This is a genomic window from Vibrio sp. nBUS_14, assembly GCF_051201655.1.
In the GTDB taxonomy this organism is placed as follows: Bacteria; Pseudomonadota; Gammaproteobacteria; order Enterobacterales; family Vibrionaceae; genus Vibrio.
Genome location: NZ_CP179206.1, coordinates 142522 through 160871 on the forward strand (window position 1 = coordinate 142522; position 18350 = coordinate 160871).

Below are 18350 nucleotides of genomic sequence, written 5' to 3' on the forward strand. Positions count from 1 at the left end.
GTTCAAAATAGCGCAGGAAAAAGGCTTGATAACGAGACAGGATTTTTCGATAAGTAGTTATTCTACAATCAAAAATTCTAACGACGTTATCGAGTGTTTTAACAAGCTAGGGTGAGCAGTTGTTTACTACGATTGGTATCGAATATGGTACGAGGAAGGAGAGGTAGGGAGAATAGAAAAAAGGCCCACCTGCGAGGCGAGCCTAATCTTTTTCTAGAGTTTCTTACTTATTGCAGTAAGAAGACCGACTAAAAATTAAACTGAGTAGTACAGTTCAAACTCAAGTGGGTGTGTCGCCATGTTCACGCGTTGTACATCGTCAGATTTCAGTGTGATGTAAGAATCAATGAAATCGTCAGAGAATACGCCGCCAGCGGTTAGGAACTCACGATCGTCGTCTAGAGCTTTAAGCGCTACTTCTAGAGATTCCGCAACTGTTGGGATTTCAGCCGCTTCTTCTGCTGGAAGGTCGTATAGATCTTTATCCATAGCTTCGCCTGGGTGGATCTTGTTCTTGATACCGTCAAGGCCAGCCATCAGCATTGCTGAGTAGCATAGGTATGGGTTAGCTGCTGGGTCACCAAAACGTAGCTCGATACGACGTGCTTTCGGGCTTGGTACTACTGGAATACGGATGGAAGCAGAACGGTTACGTGCTGAGTAAGCAAGCATTACCGGAGCTTCAAAACCAGGTACAAGACGCTTGTACGAGTTTGTTGATGGGTTAGCAAATGCGTTGATTGCACGAGCGTGTTTGATTACACCACCGATGTAGTAAAGCGCCATTTCAGATAGGCCGCCGTACTTATCACCAGCAAACAGGTTAACGCCGTCTTTTGCTAGAGATTGGTGAACGTGCATACCAGAACCGTTATCACCAACTAGTGGCTTAGGCATGAATGTCGCTGTTTTACCAAAGGCGTGAGCAACATTGTGTACAACGTACTTGTAGATTTGAGTCTCATCAGCTTTTGTTGTTAGCGTGTTGAAGCGAGTTGCGATTTCGTTTTGACCCGCAGTAGCGACTTCGTGGTGGTGAGCTTCAACAACTAGACCCATTTCTTCCATTACTAGGCACATTGCAGAACGGATGTCTTGAGAAGAATCTACAGGAGCTACTGGGAAGTAACCGCCTTTAACGCCAGGACGGTGACCTTTGTTACCGCCTTCGATGTCAGAACCTGTGTTCCAAGCTGCTTCTACGTCATCAATCTTGAAGAAAGAACCCGACATGTCATTTGAGAATTTAACATCATCAAATAGGAAGAATTCTGGCTCAGGACCGACTAGAACTGTATCTGCGATACCAGTAGAGCGTAGGTATTCTTCAGAACGTTTAGCGATTGAGCGAGGGTCACGGTCGTAGCCTTGCATTGTTGCAGGCTCAAGAATATCACAACGGATGTTTAGTGTTGCGTCTTCTGTGAATGGGTCAAGAACTGCAGATGATGCGTCAGGCATCATTACCATGTCAGATTCATTAATGCCTTTCCAACCTGCTACTGAAGAGCCGTCGAACATTTTACCTTCTTCAAAGAAGTCAGCGTCAACTTGGTGAGAAGGAATAGAGATATGCTGCTCTTTACCTTTTGTATCAGTAAAACGTAAGTCGATGAATTTAACTTCGTTCTCTTGGATCAGGGATAGTACATTTTCTACTGACATCTTGGATAACCTCCAGTGTTATTAATTCGGTATTAGCTCGATTCGGTTGAAACCAGCATTGATTAATGTCTGTATGTGCGTTAATCGATGCTGATTTGTCTGATGCCAAAAGCGTGCCAAAAAAATTATTCCATTAATTTCAATTGCTTATTTGTTTTTGTTTGCGTTTACATTCGAGTTTTGCACCAAAATGATCTCTGAGTGCACTGTGTTGGTGCAATGTGCTTGATGTGCACCAATATGATGAATCACAAACGAATACCATTCAGCAACGAATTGAGTACGTTGTCAATCCACTTTTCTTTTTCGGGGTAGATTTGGCTCGAAGTTAGCGCGCAATGATTTTAAAAATCGTACGAATTTAGCTGTTCTATACTGTATTGGATCGATGTTAAGCGAATATGAATCGCTAATAGAGAAAAAAGCCTTGGTTCAGATCACATATTTCTGGGTTTTTTTCTAAAATCTGGTATATTATTGACCGTTTTTTAAATCAAGCTAGCGGTTATTATCCAAACAATTGAGATAATTGACGGCTACCTTTTATGAGTGAATCGAGAATCCATGTCTACTCCACAGATTGATAAGTTAAGAAATATCGCGATCATCGCGCACGTTGACCACGGTAAAACGACTTTGGTTGATAAACTGCTACAACAGTCAGGCACTCTTGAGTCTCGTGGTGAAGCTGAAGAGCGTGTCATGGATTCGAATGACATCGAAAAAGAGCGTGGCATTACAATCCTTGCTAAGAACACAGCAATCAACTGGAATGATTACCGCATCAACATCGTAGATACTCCGGGACACGCGGACTTCGGCGGTGAGGTTGAGCGTATCATGTCTATGGTTGATTCAGTTCTTCTGATCGTAGATGCAGTTGACGGTCCAATGCCTCAAACTCGTTTCGTAACGCAAAAAGCATTCGCACACGGCCTTAAGCCAATCGTTGTTATCAACAAGATTGACCGTCCTGGTGCTCGTCCTGATTGGGTTATGGATCAAGTATTCGACCTTTTCGACAACCTAGGTGCTACTGATGAGCAACTAGACTTTACTGTTGTTTACGCTTCAGCTCTAAACGGTTGGGCAACAATGGAAGAAGGCGCAGTTGGCACAGATATGGAACCATTGTTCCAAGCTGTTGTTGATACAGTAGAAGCGCCTGCAGTTGACCTTGACGGTCCACTACAAATGCAAATTTCGCAACTTGATTACAGCTCTTACGTAGGTGTTATCGGTGTTGCTCGTGTTACTCGTGGTTCGGTTAAGCCAAACCAACAAGTCACGATCGTGAATGCTGAAGGCAAAAAACGTAACGGGAAAGTAGGTACTGTACTTGGTTACCTAGGTCTTGAGCGTCACGAAGTAGAACAAGCTAACGCTGGCGACATCATTGCAATCACTGGTCTTGGTGAGCTGAAAATTTCAGACACTATCTGTGACGTAAACAATGTTGAAGCAATGGAACCTCTATCTGTTGATGAACCAACAGTAACAATGACTTTCCAAGTAAACACTTCTCCGTTCGCGGGTAAAGAAGGTAAGTTTGTCACTTCACGTAACATCCTTGAGCGTCTTGAAAAAGAATTGGTTCATAACGTTGCACTGCGTGTTGAAGAAACTGAAAGTCCAGACCGTTTCCGCGTATCAGGCCGTGGTGAGCTTCACCTTTCTATCCTGATCGAAAACATGCGTCGTGAAGGTTTCGAGCTAGCAGTATCTCGTCCAGAAGTCATCATCAAAGAAGAAGATGGTCAGAAAATGGAACCGTTCGAAACGGTTACTATCGATGTAGTTGAAGAGCACCAAGGTGCGATCATGGAAAGCATCGGTCTACGTAAGGGTGAGCTAACAGATATGGCACCAGATGGTAAAGGCCGTGTTCGCATGGACTTCATGATGCCTTCTCGTGGTCTTATCGGTTTCCAAACTGAATTCCTTACAATGACGTCTGGTTCTGGTCTTATTTACCACTCGTTCGATCACTACGGTCCTTACAAAGGCGGTATCATTGGTCAGCGTAACAACGGTGTTCTAATTTCAAACGCAACGGGTAAAGCTCTTACTTACGCTCTATTCTTCCTTCAAGCTCGTGGTCGTCTATTCACTGAGCACGCAGATGAAGTTTATGAAGGTCAAGTAATCGGTATTCACAACCGTTCAAACGACCTGACAGTAAACTGTCTGAAAGGTAAGCAACTAACGAACGTTCGTGCATCTGGTACTGATGAAGCACAAGTTCTTTCTCCACCGATCAAGCACACTCTAGAGCAAGCTCTTGAGTTTATCGATGAAGATGAACTAGTAGAAGTAACGCCACTAAACGTACGTATCCGTAAGAAACTTCTTACTGAGAACGAACGTAAGCGTGCAGCACGTCCAGCTAAGGCATAATTGCCAGCGGACTCGCTTATAGCTATCAAGTAATACGTTTTACAATTAGTAAGAAAGCCCCGATTAGCCTAGCTGCTCGGGGCTTTTGTTTTTCGATGAGATGCGAGAGGGTTCTGCAGACGTTGTGGGTAACCCAGGGCGTTAATCAGCGTTGTCTTCCGCCTAGCCACCCCGTAATCAGGATAGGCTGTATCGTGTTGTTTCTCTGTAGCGTTACTTCTGGTTCAGTTGAGCTAAGAATTTATCCGATTCTGCTATCGCCGCATTCATCTGTTCTATCGCGTAGGCAATGTCTTTTTCTAAGCTCATAAACTCGCCCTGCAACGAACCAACGGCACTCGCATTGAGGTTGTGTTTGAGATAAAGCGTATTGTCGCGAAGGGTGTTGAGTACCGGGTCCATTTTCTTCTCAGCGCGTTTCATTGCTGAAAGCATGGTCTTGTAAGACGATTGGGTTTCTCGCAGTTTTTGTTCACTCGAACGGCGCAGTGAAGCACTGGTGTAGAGGTCTAACTCGCTCTGCCACTCTGCAAACAGCGCGTCTGACACGTCTTCAATCGCAGCAATGCGATCACTGACATTTTGTGCGGCTTTCTCGCTGTCTTGGTATTTATCGTTGATTTGGTTGTACATGTCTTCAAGGTCGCCGCCACTGAAGTTCGTCAGGCCACTCAAGGCTTCAAGTGCGCTCGTAAACTCTTCCTGAGCATCCTGCTGCGACTCTTTAGCGTCTTCCACTCTGTCGACCATAATGTCACGCTTGTGGTAACCCACTTGCTCCATTGCGGAGTAATAAGCGGATTGGCATCCAGTAAGAGTAAAAATAGAGAGGACTATAACTATTAAATAAGGCATCCTAGTTTCCTATAGTTAAGTGACGGAATATTAATTAGGACTATGAACGAGTTACTAGGGCGTGTTGATCTTTCGTGAGTGTTTTTTGAACAGCATGGTAAAGAGTTATAATTTGCTTCGCCAAAAGTAAAACCATAACCAATACCATGCCAAGAACAATGCTAACTGATATTCGCTGGGAACTGCTACTCCAAGTTATGAAAAGTACAGGTCGTATTTACGATAAAACTGAACATCGAATGACATTTGAAGGAATACTTTATCGAATGAGAACAGGTATTCCTTGGCGAGATCTACCCTCTGAGTTCGGAGAGTGGAGTACCGTTTACAGACGATTTAATCTTTGGTCAAAGAAAGGGATTTTAGATAATCTTTTCAAAAGCTTATCTAGCATGGCTGACTTTGAATGGGTATTTCTTGATGGCTCTATAGTTAGAGCGCATCAGCATAGTACAGGTGCAGCTACTGAAAGTTCAGAGCAAATAGGAAAAAGTCGCGGGGGCAACTCAACCAAAATTCACTTAGCTGTAGATAGTGGTGGCCTGCCGATTTGCTTTGATTTATCAGAGGGACAACGCCACGATATAGTGCATGCCGAAAGCTTAGTTGAGCAACTCGATGAAGTTAATACCATCGTTTGTGATAAAGGATATGACAGCGAACCTTTCCGTACTTTTGTTAAGGAACGTGGCGGAGAAACAGTAATTGCTAAACGCAATTACGGACAAGATATAGACAAAGACAGTATGGATTGGTGTCTATACAAGTATCGTCACTTGGTCGAAAATGCCTTTGGGAGAATTAAGCATTATCGAGCTATTTCAAGTAGATATGACAAGCTAGAAAGGAATTATGCCAGCATGTTATCACTGGCATTCATGTTAATGTGGCTACCGATGTATTGTTGAACACGGAATGTACAGCAAAGATCAACACGCCCTAGGGAGTTACAAGTTGAAGATAAAAAAGGTTGCTACACTCAGCGTTCAGTTTTCTCGCTATCTTTTGACGCGAATTACGCACGATAGGGTCAACGTAAATGCGGGCTACTTGGCCTATATTACCTTACTCTCGATTGTACCAATGCTGACGGTTCTACTCTCTATCTTGTCGTCATTCTCTATCTTTGCTGATGTTGGCCTCGTGATTCAAAACTTTGTTATTACCAATTTTGTTCCAGCGTCAGGGGATGCGGTGCACGGTGCCTTACTCGAGTTCGTTGCCAATACCGGAAAAATGACGGCGGTCGGTAGTGTGTTCTTATTCATTGCAGCGCTGATGCTGATCTTCAATATCGATAAGAACCTAAATTACATTTGGCGAGTCAATGAAAAGCGACGTGCGGTATTGTCCTTCTCTATGTACTGGATGGTACTGACGCTTGGGCCTATTTTGGTCGGTGCGAGTATTGCTGCAACATCGTATGTAACGTCATTGAGCCTGTTACAAAACGAAGTGGTTTCTGGTGCGTTCAATACCGTGATTCGTAAGCTCCCTTTGATTCTCTCTTTCTTTGCGTTCTTCGGTTTGTACTTATTGGTGCCTAATAAAAAGATACACTTTTCTCATGCGGCTGCGGGCTCTCTGGTTGCGGCTCTGTTGTTCGAACTCAGCAAGAAAGGCTTCGCGGCTTACATTACACAATTTCCTTCTTACCAGTTGATTTATGGCGCATTAGCGGCGATTCCGATTCTTTTTGTCTGGGTGTATTTGTGTTGGTTGATTGTGCTAGTTGGTGCCGAGGTGACGGCTGCCCTTGGTGAGCAGGAACAGTGGAGTGACCCGCAAGAAATGGTACACTCAGCGGATAACAATAAAATTATAGATCAAGGAAACAACAGTGATAGCACTGATCCAGAGAGTAAGTGAAGCTGCCGTCCGTGTTGAAGGCGAGGTCGTGGGTGAGATTGAGCAAGGCTTATTGGTTCTGTTAGGCGTAGAAAAAGGTGATGACGAAGCCAAAGCCAAACGCTTGATGGAACGAGTGACCACTTATCGTGTCTTTGGAGATGAAGACGATAAAATGAATCTCAATGTAAAACAGGTAGAAGGTAAGGTCTTAGTGGTTTCTCAATTCACTCTGCCAGCTGATACCAAGAAAGGCACACGAGCAGGATTTTCTCGTGGTGCTCACCCTGAAGATGCAGAGCGTCTTTACAACTCTTTCTCAGACCAGTGTGAATCAGTGTTGCCAACGGAACGTGGCCGATTCGCAGCCGACATGAAAGTGTCTTTGGTTAATGATGGCCCAGTGACATTCTGGCTGCAGGTTTAGGCTTAAAGGAATAAGCATGTTTAAACTCATAACCCCAACCACCGAAAATCAGCTGAACAAGTATTACCATTTTCGTTGGCAGATGCTCCGTGAGCCTTGGCGAATGCCAGTCGGTTCAGAGCGCGACGAATATGATGCCATGAGTCACCATCGCATGATTGTCGATGGTCGAGGTCGCCCGATGGCGATTGGACGTCTTTATATCACCTCTGATCTAGAAGGTCAGATCCGCTATATGGCGGTGAAGAAATCTCGCCAAAGTAAAGGCATGGGCTCACTTATCTTGGTTGCGCTAGAGTCACTGGCACGTCAAGAAGGGGCGAAGCGTTTGGTGTGTAATGCACGTGAAGATGCGATCTCATTCTATGAGAAGAATGAGTTTGAACGTCGTGGTGAAATTAACGATCAACGCGGCCCTGTGCGTCACCAACAGATGGTGAAACCTCTTGATCCAATGGCTGATGTACTGCGCAAACCAGAATGGTGTAATGAGCTTCAGCAGCGTTGGGAAAATCAGATCCCGATCAGTGACAAAATGGGCATCAAGATTAACCAATACACGGGTTATCAGTTTGAGTGTAGCGCTCAGTTGAATCCCAACCTTAACCCTCATAACACCATGTTTGCTGGCTCAGCTTTTACCTTGGCGACTCTAACGGGTTGGGGAATGACGTGGCTACTGATGAAAGAACGTGGGCTGACCGGTGATATCGTACTGGCAGACAGTAATATTCGTTATCGTCATCCAGTCGAGCAAAACCCAGTTGCATCTACGTCATTGGATGGGATCAGTGGCGATTTAGATCGCCTCGCGTCTGGCAGAAAGGCTCGTATCATCATTCACGTAACCATTCACAGTGGCGATGTGGAAGCGGTTGAGTTTACGGGAACCTATATGCTGATCCCTGACTACAAAAAGCGATTATCAACAGACTCCAACGTAAGCGTATAGCTGACACTGGCTAACAGATACAGATACAAGGCGCTACTCCTGTGGGGTGGCGCTTTTTTGTTGGCAGTCGCTCATCTCGGAATACTCAGCTTGAGTCAGCTTTCCTGAGATTTGATGGCATTGGTCCGATAACGAAATGGATAGAGTGTGTTGCTCGATCTTAAGCAAATCGAGTTCTCCAGAAACTTCACCATTTAACGTTTGAACTCTTTGTGTACCTTGCTCTGCTGCGGACGCACCAATAATGTGCATTGGTTCGAGAGTGAAGCGACCACGGTCAAAATTCGCATTAAGCTCTGGGATTTCAAACACGTTATCAATCGATGTTTCAGAAAGCTTATCGTTAAAGGTCATCACACCTTGGCGAACACTGCCAGTGAGTAGCCCAGTGGTTGAGTAACCGAGCATCAAAGAATCGCCATACAAGCCTGCGGCTTGAAGTTCAAACTCACCATAGCCCGTTGCATCGAGCGGTAATTCGAGTTGCTGCAGCATGGGTGTTATGGGTAATCCATCGGCAGAGATATCTAAGCTCCATGGCTTACTGATTTGGTTGAAGTCGAGTGTTGCGTTGGCTTCAATATAGCCGTGTTTTAGTGGCATAAACAGGCGTGTCAGCGTCCATTTCCCTTGTTCGCTATTCATTTCAACCACGGGCTGAACACTGACAATATTTTGATAGCTTGCATCGTTGGCGCTAACCATCAACTTGCCTTGCCACAGTCCTAACTTTCTCTGTTGCAGCAGTTGAACTTGATGTCCTTCTACATGAAGCCCTGAGACCTGCCAGTAAGGTTTGTTTGCGAGTTGGATAAGTTGGCTACGTTCTATATTAAGTCGGTCAATAGAGGCTTTCTGAAGCTGTGTCAGCCAAGGCAATAGGCGAGCGGATGGTAGAACTTTATCTTGGCTTTCCGTAATCCACTTTATGCCTTGCAGGTCGAGCTGTGCTAATTGAATGCTGCTAGGGGTTACTTCGCCATTAAGTTGAATACTGCCTTGTAAGAATTGAGTATAGAAGTCTTCAATCAGAATCTGGTTCGGATCTAAATTGAGCTTGATACTTGGCTCTATGAACATGTCATCATCTATGGTCACTCCCTCTGCTTGCAGAGAGAAAATGGCTTTCTGTTGCTTCCACAGCTCAAAAGGCAGTTGGATATTTTCTAGTGAGGCATCAAAAGCTGCGAGGTGACCATTTTTCCATTCCACATCGCTGCGCAAGATATCTAAACTGTTGATGTGGTTTATTTGGATGCCTTCTACGTTCCAATTTTTGCTCAATAGGCTCTGAGTTTGCTGCTGGTTGAGGCGCAAGCCATCTACAGTAACATTCACCAGTGACCAATCATGCTTATATTGTTCTGCTTGTCCTGAAATCTTGGCCCCTCGCCATTCAAATGAAGCGCCATAAAGGGTGCTGTCATTGGGCTTTAGATCGAGGTCAATCAATAAGTTGTCAAAGGCTTCGTCCTGCCAATAGAGTTGTGCGGCAGTGAGTTGTGTTTTTCCGAAGGGCAGTATTGAGCTGTGCTTATTCCAAGTGGGATCGGAGATCTGCAGGTCGATGCCACGCGCATTAAAGTCTGGCGTTGAAAAGTCTAAGTCATGAAGAGCGAGCTGGTGGAGCTTGATATGTTGTTGCGTAAACAAGGGATCGAGAATTTTTAGGTTATTGGTATCCAGTTGCAGGCCGCTGATCAACACAGAATCCAACACCAATTTGGCTTCGGTTACAGAGTAAGGGCTGAACCAGATGTCGATCTTGTCGATGTACAGGGGTGGCTGCTTTTCTGGTTGGGCTTGAGGCAGGGTAATGCCCATTAAAGTGATGTGATAAGGCGCCTGATACTCAACATCTTCAATGAGTACAGGTTGCTCAAGCGTATGCTTGATAAAAAAGTTAGCAACATCCGATCGGTATTGAGTTTGTAGGCTTAATAACAACGCTGCAATAGTCGCAACGATGATGGCCACCACAATGCCAATCACCATGAATACCTTTTTCATTCCCTGACAGCCTTAAATTTCAATAGTCTCAAAACAGAGTGGAACAAAAAGGGGCAAGCAGCAACAAAAAAGCCCCTCAAAAGAGGGGCTTGCTACAAAAATATCGTTTTAAATGGGCGTTCGCTTTTGGCTTGGCCCGAGCAGATATTGGGTTAGTCTAGTTGAGGACCTGCCGCAACCAGTGACTGACCTTCAGCATTGTCTGTGTATTTATCAAAGTTGTTGATGAAGCGCTCTGCTAAATCTTTCGCTTTGCTTTCCCATTGCAGTGGGTCAGTGTATGTATCGCGCGGGTCAAGAATCGCAGGGTCAACATCGTGCAACGCTAGCGGTACTTCTAGGTTAAACATAGGGATAACCTTAGTTTCAGCTTGGTCGATTGAGCCATCTAGGATAGCGTCGATGATGCCACGAGTATCTTGGATTGAGATACGTTTGCCTGTGCCATTCCAACCTGTGTTCACTAGGTAAGCTTCAGCGCCAGCCGCTTCCATACGCTTCACAAGCACTTCAGCGTACTGAGTTGGGTGAAGCGTTAAGAATGCTGCACCAAATGCCGCAGAGAACGTTGGTGTTGGTTCAGTAATACCGCGCTCTGTACCTGCTAGCTTAGCTGTGAAGCCAGATAGGAAGTGGTACTTAGTTTGCTCCGGAGTCAGCTTAGATACTGGTGGTAGCACACCAAACGCATCCGCTGTTAGGAAGATAACTTTTTGAGCGTGACCTGCTTTTGATACTGGCTTAACAATGTTGTCGATGTGGTGAATCGGGTAAGAAACACGAGTGTTCTCTGTTTTTGAACCGTCATCGAAGTCGATAGAACCATCACTACGAACCGTTACGTTTTCTAGCAGTGCATCGCGACGGATTGCATTGTAGATTTCTGGTTCTGCTTCTTTAGATAGACGAATCGTCTTCGCGTAACAACCACCTTCGAAGTTGAAGATACCATCGTCATCCCAACCGTGCTCATCATCACCGATTAGCTCACGCTTAGGATCGGTTGATAGGGTTGTTTTACCTGTACCCGATAGACCGAAGAATATCGCTACATCGCCTTCTTCACCGACGTTAGCACTACAGTGCATTGAAGCAATGCCTTGCAGAGGAAGTAGGTAGTTCATCATTGCGAACATGCCTTTCTTCATCTCACCGCCGTACCAAGTACCACCGATGATTTGAACGCGCTCTGTTAGGTTGAAAGCAACGAAGTTTTCAGAGTTTAGCCCCTGCTTTTCCCAGTTAGGGTTCGTTGTTTTAGCACCGTTCATTACCACGAAATCAGGTTCGAACGTTACTAGCTCTTCGTCAGTTGGACGAATGAACATGTTCTTAACGAAGTGCGCTTGCCACGCTACTTCAGTGATAATACGTACACTTAAGCGCGTATCAGGGTTAGCACCACAGTAACCGTCAATGACAAACAGACGCTTGCCAGATAGCTGAGTTGTCACAAGCTCTTTCAGCTCATCCCACACTTCAGTTGTAATTGGTTTGTTGTCATTTTTGCCTTGATCTGACCACCACATGGTATCGCGTGTCGTGTCATCTTTAACAATGTACTTATCTTTTGGTGAGCGGCCAGTAAAGATACCAGTGTCAACCGCAACAGAGCCTAGTTCCGTTACTACGCCTTTTTCGTAGCCTTCCAAACCTGGCAGTGTCTCTTCAACGAATAACTGCTCGTAGCTAGGATTACGAAGAACTTCAGTAACGCCAGTCAGTCCGTGCTTAGTTAGATCAATTTGTGCTACCTTGGTATGTTCCATAACGGTCATAGGTGCTCCTTGTAGGATATTTTGTAGGGATTTTGTAGTAATTTTTTATTGTTATCTGCTCACCATGCTAGCAACGAGACTCAGGGGAAACAGGGATACAGATCAAAAAGCATCCATGTTAATTCTGGGGTTTTAAGCGCCTCGTCACATATTGGCCTAACTAGTCTATCCTGTACGCAAACCTTTGCGCTAGGGGCGAGAACATTATTAATCGATTAAAATTAAGCGGTGATTTTATTACGAGGTGTGACGGAGTTTGCGCTATTTTGATCACAAAAAAGGCCAGCTGAGCGCTGACCTTTGTGGGGTAAATTACGTGTTTTTGGTACGCTGTAAATTAATGAACCGTATTGTTGCCTTTATCTGCTGCTTCTGCGTACAGAGCGTCGACGTCGTTCTTATCAAAAGAGTAGTTTGTGCCACAGTAATCGCAGTGAAGAGCCACACTTCCTTCAGTGCTGAGGATGTCGTAGATCTCTTCTTGAGCAACGGTAATGATAGCCGCACCGCTGCGTTCACGAGAACAACCACAGAAGAACTCGACAGGTTGAGGGGTAAACACCTGAACCTTCTCTTGATTATATAGGCGGTATAACAAATCATTCGCTTCTAGAGAGAATAGCTCTTCATTTTTTACAGTGTCAGTTAACTGCTCTAGGTGTTCGAAATCATCTGGCGTACCGGTACCGTCAGGCATAACCTGAAGAAGCATACCCGCAGCGTGTGCTTTGCCTTCATGTTCACCCGTACGTAGCCATAGACGAGTCTTTAGCTGTTCAGAGTTTGCGAAGTAACCTTCAAGGACTTCAGCAAGCGTGTTGCCTTCAAGACCAACGATGCCTTGGTAACGCTCACCTTTTTTAGGATCGATAGTGATCACGAGGTGGCCTTTACCCATCAGGTCGTGCAGGCCAGCGTCGTCAGCAATATCACCGTTAAAGCGCGCAACACCACGAACCTTCTGCTCGTTATCGCCATTAATAACAGCGAGAGATACTGGGCCATCACCTTGCAGTTGCATCGTGATAGAACCTTCAAACTTTAGAGTCGCGGTTAGTAGCGTCGTTGAAACCAGTAGCTCACCCAACAGCTTTTGTACTGGAGCTGGGTATTCCTTGCTAGAAATAATCTGTTGGTACGCTTCGTCCATCTGTACCAATTCACCACGTACTGATAGGTCTTCAAATAGGTAGCGATTTAAAACATTACTTGTAGACATTGGGTCTGCCATTTGGCTATTCCTTCTAGCTTATTGAGTCTTGAACTTGATGATGTCACGACGTTGCTTTTTGTCTGGGCGACGTTCTGGTGCTGGGCTATGAGCATTAAGCTTGCGCTGTTGTGCAAACTCTTCTCTTTTTGCCAAGCTTTCGGTGGTTTCTTCATAGAGTGTTTGAGCGACCGGCGCTCCGCCACGGTGTGCGGATATTTTCTCTATGGTGACCGTCTTTTCTTCATTCCCTTGGCGCAGGGTAATCACTGCCCCAAGTTCTACGATTTTGCTGGGTTTGCTGCGCTGACCATTATAGTGGACTTTGCCACCATCGACCATGTTGCGAGCAATTGAACGAGTTTTGTAAAAGCGTGCTGCCCACAACCACTTATCGAGTCTGACAGCTTCATTCGTCGTTTTCATATAGGACAGTGCCTTTTCAGTTAGAAATGAATGCGGTTTAACTGTTATTCACAGTATGCAACTTATTTTATTTGATGACGCTTATCACATTTAGTAGAAGCTTATGTGGAGGCGACTGGCTTTTTTTTCAAGGAAGATTACAAAATAGCTCAGGTAATGCCGATTTATAGATTTGCTATGATATAGTTCAAGATCTTATGCTTTTAATAAGCTGGAACAGAATTTATGAACAAAAAAGCTGATAGTTTAGTAGGTTACAGCTTTATTCGTTATAGAAAGGGTTAGGGAACGTGAACTTTTTAGAGCTCAAACTTCGCATGGATAACTCTCCGGTGTTGAGCCGCTTATTAGAGAATGGATTTGTACTTCAGCAGAAACTGAGCCTAGCTACGTGTTGTGTGTTGATTGCAGCTTCCGCATGGATTTTAGGACAGCTTGCATGGTTTATCGAACCTGCCGAGCAAACCGTCGTGCCTTGGGCAGCAACCGCTTCATCGTCTTCTGCTCCTCAATCGACTCTTGATATCTCTTCTTTGCAGCAGAGTAACCTTTTTGGTGCCTATAACCCAACCACGCCTGCTGTGGTTGAGCAGCAAGTTATCCAAGACGCACCCAAGACACGATTGAATCTGGTTTTGGTGGGTGCGGTTGCCAGTTCTAACTCAGAATTGAGCTTAGCGGTGATTGCCAATCGCGGCACACAAGCAACCTATGGTATTAATGAAGAGATCGAAGGCACGCGAGCTAAGCTCAAGGCCGTATTAGTCGATCGTGTGATCATCGATAACTCTGGGCGAGACGAAACCCTGATGCTTGAAGGTATTGAGTACAAGCGTTTGTCTGTATCAGCGCCTGCGCCACCTCGTACCTCTTCTTCTGTGCGTGGTAACAACCCAGTTTCTGCAGCAGAGAAGCTAGATGAAATTAAAGCGAAGATAATGAAAGATCCACAGCAAATCTTCCAATATGTTCGACTGTCTCAGGTGAAACGCGACGATAAAGTGATTGGTTATCGTGTGAGCCCTGGCAAAGATTCAGAACTTTTTAACTCTGTTGGGCTCCAAAACGGAGATATTGCCACTCAGTTAAATGGACAAGACCTGACAGACCCTGCTGCTATGGGCAACATATTCCGTTCTATCTCAGAGCTTACAGAGCTAAACCTCGTCGTCGAGAGAGATGGTCAACAACATGAAGTGTTTATTGAATTTTAAAACTTTGCGTCTAACGAAGGACGAAAGTGTAGGAGAAGTACGTGAAGCATTGGTTTAAGAAAAGTGCATGGTTATTGGCAGGAAGCTTAATCTACACACCCGCAGCCATCGCGAGTGATTTTAGTGCCAGTTTTAAAGGCACTGATATTCAAGAGTTTATTAATATTGTTGGTCGTAACCTAGAGAAGACCATCATCGTTGACCCTTCGGTTCGTGGAAAAATCGATGTACGCAGCTACGACGTACTCAATGAAGAGCAATATTACAGCTTCTTCCTAAACGTATTGGAAGTGTATGGCTACGCGGTTGTCGAAATGGACTCGGGTGTTCTTAAGATCATCAAGGCCAAGGATTCGAAAACCTCGGCAATTCCAGTCGTTGGTGACAGTGACATGATCAAAGGTGACAATGTTGTCACACGTGTCGTGACGGTTCGTAATGTTTCAGTACGTGAACTTTCTCCTTTGCTTCGCCAGCTGAATGACAATGCAGGTGCGGGTAACGTTGTGCATTACGACCCTGCGAATATCATTCTAATTACTGGCCGTGCTGCGGTCGTAAACCGCTTAGCTGAAATCATCAAGCGAGTTGACCAAGCGGGTGATAAAGAGATCGAAGTCGTTGAGTTAAAAAATGCATCTGCGGCTGAAATGGTGCGTATTGTCGATGCATTAAGCAAAACCACGGATGCGAAAAACACACCTGCTTTTCTACAACCTAAATTAGTTGCTGACGAGCGTACCAATGCGATTCTTATCTCAGGCGACCCTAAGGTACGTAGCCGTTTAAGAAGGCTGATTGAACAGCTTGATGTTGAAATGGCAACCAAAGGTAACAACCAAGTCATTTACCTTAAATACGCAAAAGCAGAAGATTTAGTCGATGTGCTGAAAGGCGTGTCGGATAACCTGCAATCAGAGAAGCAAACATCAAGCAAAGGCAGTTCATCGCAACGCAATCAAGTGATGATCTCGGCTCACAGTGACACCAACTCTTTGGTGATTACCGCCCAGCCAGACATCATGAACGCTTTGCAAGATGTGATCGCGCAGCTGGATATTCGTCGTGCTCAAGTATTGATTGAAGCCTTGATTGTTGAAATGGCAGAAGGGGACGGCGTTAACCTTGGTGTGCAGTGGGGTAACCTAGAAACAGGTGCCATGATTCAGTACAGCAACACCGGTGCATCGATTGGACAGGTTATGGTTGGTATAGAAGAAGCAGAAGACTCGACAACTACGAAAGCGGTTTACGACTCTGACAATAACTTCTTGCGAAATGAAACCACAACAGAAAAAGGGGATTATTCGACATTAGCTTCCGCTCTTGCTGGCGTTAACGGCGCGGCAATGAGCGTGGTCATGGGCGACTGGACAGCATTGATCAGTGCAGTAGCGACCGATTCAAATTCAAATATCCTATCTTCTCCAAGTATCACCGTCATGGATAACGGCGAAGCGTCGTTCATTGTGGGTGAAGAAGTTCCGGTTCTAACGGGCTCGACTGCAGGCTCAAGCAACGATAATCCATTCCAAACCGTTGAACGTAAAGAAGTGGGTATCAAGCTGAAGGTCGTGCCACAAATCAATGAAGGCGACTCGGTTCAACTGCAAATAGAACAAGAAGTATCGAACGTATTAGGTGCAAACGGGGCAGTAGATGTTCGTTTTGCTAAGCGTCAGCTGAATACGTCAGTGATTGTTCAAGACGGTCAAATGCTGGTACTGGGTGGCTTGATTGACGAGCGTGCACTGGAAAGTGAATCTAAAGTACCATTCCTAGGAGATATCCCTGTACTTGGGCACCTGTTCAAATCAACCAGTACTCAGGTTGAGAAAAAGAATTTAATGGTCTTCATCAAACCAACCATCATTCGTGATGGTATGACAGCCGATGGTATCACTCAGCGTAAATACAACTTTATCCGTGCTGAGCAGCTGTATAAGTCAGAGCAAGGCCTGAAACTGATGGCGGACGATAACATCCCAGTATTGCCTAAATTTGGTGCAGAGATGAATCACCCGGCTGAAATTCAAGCCTTCATCGATCAAATGGAACAAGAATAATGGCTGAATTGGTAGGGACGGCAAGGACTTATCAGCGCTTGCCGTTTAGCTTTGCGAATCGCTACAAGATGGTGTTGGAATATCAACATCCAGAGCGCGCACCGATACTTTATTATGTTGAGCCACTGAAATCGGCGGCGATCATTGAAGTGAGTCGTGTTGTGAAAAATGGTTTCACGCCACAAGCGATTACTCTCGATGAGTTTGATAAAAAACTGACCGATGCTTATCAGCGTGACTCGTCAGAAGCTCGTCAGCTCATGGAAGACATTGGTGCTGATAGTGATGATTTCTTCTCACTAGCGGAAGAACTGCCTCAAGACGAAGACTTACTTGAATCAGAAGATGATGCACCCATCATCAAGTTAATCAATGCGATGCTGGGTGAGGCGATCAAAGAAGGTGCTTCGGATATACACATCGAAACCTTTGAAAAGTCACTTTGTATCCGTTTCCGAGTTGATGGTGTACTGCGTGATGTTCTAGCGCCAAGCCGCAAACTGGCGCCGCTGTTAGTTTCGCGTGTCAAGGTGATGGCTAAGTTGGATATCGCGGAAAAACGCGTGCCACAGGATGGTCGTATTTCTTTGCGTATTGGTGGCCGAGCGGTTGATGTTCGTGTTTCAACCATGCCTTCTTCGCACGGTGAGCGTGTGGTCATGCGTCTGTTGGACAAAAACGCCACTCGCTTAGACTTGCACAGCTTAGGTATGACAGCAGAAAACCATGAAAACTTCCGTAAGCTGATTCAGCGCCCACACGGCATTATTTTGGTGACTGGCCCGACAGGTTCAGGTAAATCGACGACCTTGTACGCTGGTCTGCAAGAACTCAACAGTAATGAACGAAACATTCTAACCGTTGAAGACCCTATCGAATTCGATATTGATGGCATTGGTCAAACACAAGTGAACCCAAAGGTTGATATGACCTTTGCGCGCGGTTTACGTGCCATTCTTCGTCAAGATCCCGATGTGGTTATGATTGGTGAGATCCGTGACTTGGAAACCGCCGAAATTGCAGTACAAGCTTCTCTGACGGGTCACTTGGTGATGTCGACTCTGCATACCAATACCGCGATAGGTGCGATCACGCGTCTACGTGATATGGGTATTGAACCCTTCTTGATTTCTTCTTCATTGCTGGGGGTTTTGGCTCAGCGCTTGGTTCGTACCTTGTGTAACGAATGTAAAGAACCTTATGAAGCCGATAAAGAGCAGAAGAAACTGTTTGGGTTGAAGAAGAAAGAAAGCCTGACGCTTTACCATGCAAAAGGTTGTGAAGAGTGTGGTCATAAGGGATACAGAGGTCGTACGGGTATTCATGAGCTGTTGATGATTGATGACTCAGTACAAGAGCTGATTCACAGTGAAGCGGGTGAGCAGGCGATTGAAAAAGCCATTCGTGGCACAACACCAAGTATTCGAGATGATGGCTTGAGCAAAGTTCTGAAAGGGGTAACTTCCCTAGAAGAAGTGATGCGCGTGACCAAGGAAGTCTAG

General features: G+C 45.2%; 14 protein-coding genes. 8 read left to right on the plus strand and 6 right to left on the minus strand.

Annotated features, from left to right (window positions below; all coding sequences use genetic code 11):
• Window positions 1-255 precede the first annotated feature (255 nt).
• Entirely contained in the window at window positions 256-1665 is a 1410-nt protein-coding gene (gene glnA / locus ACMAZD_RS00665) for a glutamate--ammonia ligase (RefSeq protein ID WP_102291910.1), read from the minus strand.
• Window positions 1666-2229: 564 nt separating this feature from the next.
• On the opposite strand from glnA, the gene typA reads away from it, so the two are divergent.
• Window positions 2230-4062: a translational GTPase TypA gene (gene typA, locus ACMAZD_RS00670; protein ID WP_017107903.1), complete on the plus strand. Its 1833-nt coding sequence runs from the start codon at window positions 2230-2232 to the stop codon at window positions 4060-4062.
• A gap of 213 nt (window positions 4063-4275) precedes the next feature.
• Here typA and ACMAZD_RS00675 read toward each other — a convergent pair whose 3' ends face one another.
• Complete coding sequence (locus ACMAZD_RS00675) at window positions 4276-4917, minus strand: DUF2959 domain-containing protein (RefSeq protein WP_435248178.1); 642 nt, start codon at window positions 4915-4917, stop codon at window positions 4276-4278.
• A gap of 146 nt (window positions 4918-5063) precedes the next feature.
• On the opposite strand from ACMAZD_RS00675, the gene ACMAZD_RS00680 reads away from it, so the two are divergent.
• Genes ACMAZD_RS00680 through ACMAZD_RS00695 form a run of 4 tightly spaced genes read left to right on the plus strand, consistent with a single transcriptional unit; the run spans window position 5064 to window position 8144 of the window.
• Window positions 5064-5825: an IS5 family transposase gene (locus ACMAZD_RS00680; protein ID WP_102276546.1), complete on the plus strand. Its 762-nt coding sequence runs from the start codon at window positions 5064-5066 to the stop codon at window positions 5823-5825.
• Window positions 5826-5832: 7 nt separating this feature from the next.
• A complete protein-coding gene (locus tag ACMAZD_RS00685) occupies window positions 5833-6786 on the plus strand; it encodes a virulence factor BrkB family protein (RefSeq protein WP_435248179.1) in 954 nt (317 codons plus the stop codon).
• A complete protein-coding gene (gene dtd / locus ACMAZD_RS00690) occupies window positions 6758-7192 on the plus strand; it encodes a D-aminoacyl-tRNA deacylase (RefSeq protein WP_435248180.1) in 435 nt (144 codons plus the stop codon). Before ACMAZD_RS00685 ends, dtd begins: the two co-directional genes overlap by 29 nt.
• A gap of 16 nt (window positions 7193-7208) precedes the next feature.
• Window positions 7209-8144: a YiiD C-terminal domain-containing protein gene (locus ACMAZD_RS00695; RefSeq protein WP_435248181.1), complete on the plus strand. Its 936-nt coding sequence runs from the start codon at window positions 7209-7211 to the stop codon at window positions 8142-8144.
• Window positions 8145-8177: 33 nt separating this feature from the next.
• On the opposite strand, the gene ACMAZD_RS00700 is transcribed toward ACMAZD_RS00695, so the two are convergent.
• The 4 genes from ACMAZD_RS00700 to hslR form a co-directional block, all read right to left on the minus strand.
• Window positions 8178-10154, minus strand: a complete 1977-nt coding sequence (locus ACMAZD_RS00700) for an AsmA family protein (RefSeq protein ID WP_435248182.1) — start codon at window positions 10152-10154, stop codon at window positions 8178-8180.
• Window positions 10155-10306: 152 nt separating this feature from the next.
• Window positions 10307-11932 carry a phosphoenolpyruvate carboxykinase (ATP) gene (gene pckA / locus ACMAZD_RS00705; RefSeq protein WP_435248183.1) on the minus strand — a complete coding sequence of 542 codons (1626 nt, stop codon included), beginning with the start codon at window positions 11930-11932 and terminating at the stop codon, window positions 10307-10309.
• Window positions 11933-12269: 337 nt separating this feature from the next.
• Window positions 12270-13163: an Hsp33 family molecular chaperone HslO gene (gene hslO / locus ACMAZD_RS00710; RefSeq protein ID WP_435248184.1), complete on the minus strand. Its 894-nt coding sequence runs from the start codon at window positions 13161-13163 to the stop codon at window positions 12270-12272.
• Window positions 13164-13181: 18 nt separating this feature from the next.
• Window positions 13182-13568: a ribosome-associated heat shock protein Hsp15 gene (hslR, locus tag ACMAZD_RS00715; protein WP_004735595.1), complete on the minus strand. Its 387-nt coding sequence runs from the start codon at window positions 13566-13568 to the stop codon at window positions 13182-13184.
• A 317-nt stretch (window positions 13569-13885) separates the two neighbouring features.
• Between hslR and gspC the strand changes: the two genes are divergently transcribed.
• The 3 genes from gspC to gspE are packed head-to-tail and all read left to right on the plus strand — an operon-like array spanning window position 13886 to window position 18350.
• Window positions 13886-14782 (plus strand): type II secretion system protein GspC, encoded by an 897-nt coding sequence (gene gspC / locus ACMAZD_RS00720; RefSeq protein WP_435249308.1) that lies wholly within the window; start codon window positions 13886-13888, stop codon window positions 14780-14782.
• Between the two features lie 41 nt (window positions 14783-14823).
• Window positions 14824-16848, plus strand: coding sequence for a type II secretion system secretin GspD (gspD, locus tag ACMAZD_RS00725; RefSeq protein WP_435248185.1), 2025 nt, complete (start codon window positions 14824-14826; stop codon window positions 16846-16848).
• On the plus strand, window positions 16848-18350 hold the full coding sequence (gene gspE, locus ACMAZD_RS00730; protein WP_435248186.1) for a type II secretion system ATPase GspE: 1503 nt from the start codon (window positions 16848-16850) through the stop codon (window positions 18348-18350). The genes gspD and gspE overlap by 1 nt, the downstream gene beginning before the upstream one ends.

Excerpts from the sequence above, each read along its gene's own strand:
- glnA (WP_102291910.1), bottom strand. The coding sequence starts at position 1,665 with ATGTCAGTAGAAAATGTACTATCCCTGATCCAAGAGAACGAAGTTAAA.
- typA (WP_017107903.1), top strand. The coding sequence starts at position 2,230 with ATGTCTACTCCACAGATTGATAAGTTAAGAAATATCGCGATCATCGCG.
- ACMAZD_RS00675 (WP_435248178.1), bottom strand. The coding sequence starts at position 4,917 with ATGCCTTATTTAATAGTTATAGTCCTCTCTATTTTTACTCTTACTGGA.
- ACMAZD_RS00680 (WP_102276546.1), top strand. The coding sequence starts at position 5,064 with ATGCCAAGAACAATGCTAACTGATATTCGCTGGGAACTGCTACTCCAA.
- ACMAZD_RS00685 (WP_435248179.1), top strand. The coding sequence starts at position 5,833 with ATGTACAGCAAAGATCAACACGCCCTAGGGAGTTACAAGTTGAAGATA.
- ACMAZD_RS00695 (WP_435248181.1), top strand. The coding sequence starts at position 7,209 with ATGTTTAAACTCATAACCCCAACCACCGAAAATCAGCTGAACAAGTAT.
- ACMAZD_RS00700 (WP_435248182.1), bottom strand. The coding sequence starts at position 10,154 with ATGAAAAAGGTATTCATGGTGATTGGCATTGTGGTGGCCATCATCGTT.
- pckA (WP_435248183.1), bottom strand. The coding sequence starts at position 11,932 with ATGACCGTTATGGAACATACCAAGGTAGCACAAATTGATCTAACTAAG.
- hslO (WP_435248184.1), bottom strand. The coding sequence starts at position 13,163 with ATGGCAGACCCAATGTCTACAAGTAATGTTTTAAATCGCTACCTATTT.
- hslR (WP_004735595.1), bottom strand. The coding sequence starts at position 13,568 with ATGAAAACGACGAATGAAGCTGTCAGACTCGATAAGTGGTTGTGGGCA.
- gspC (WP_435249308.1), top strand. The coding sequence starts at position 13,886 with ATGGATAACTCTCCGGTGTTGAGCCGCTTATTAGAGAATGGATTTGTA.
- gspE (WP_435248186.1), top strand. The coding sequence starts at position 16,848 with ATGGCTGAATTGGTAGGGACGGCAAGGACTTATCAGCGCTTGCCGTTT.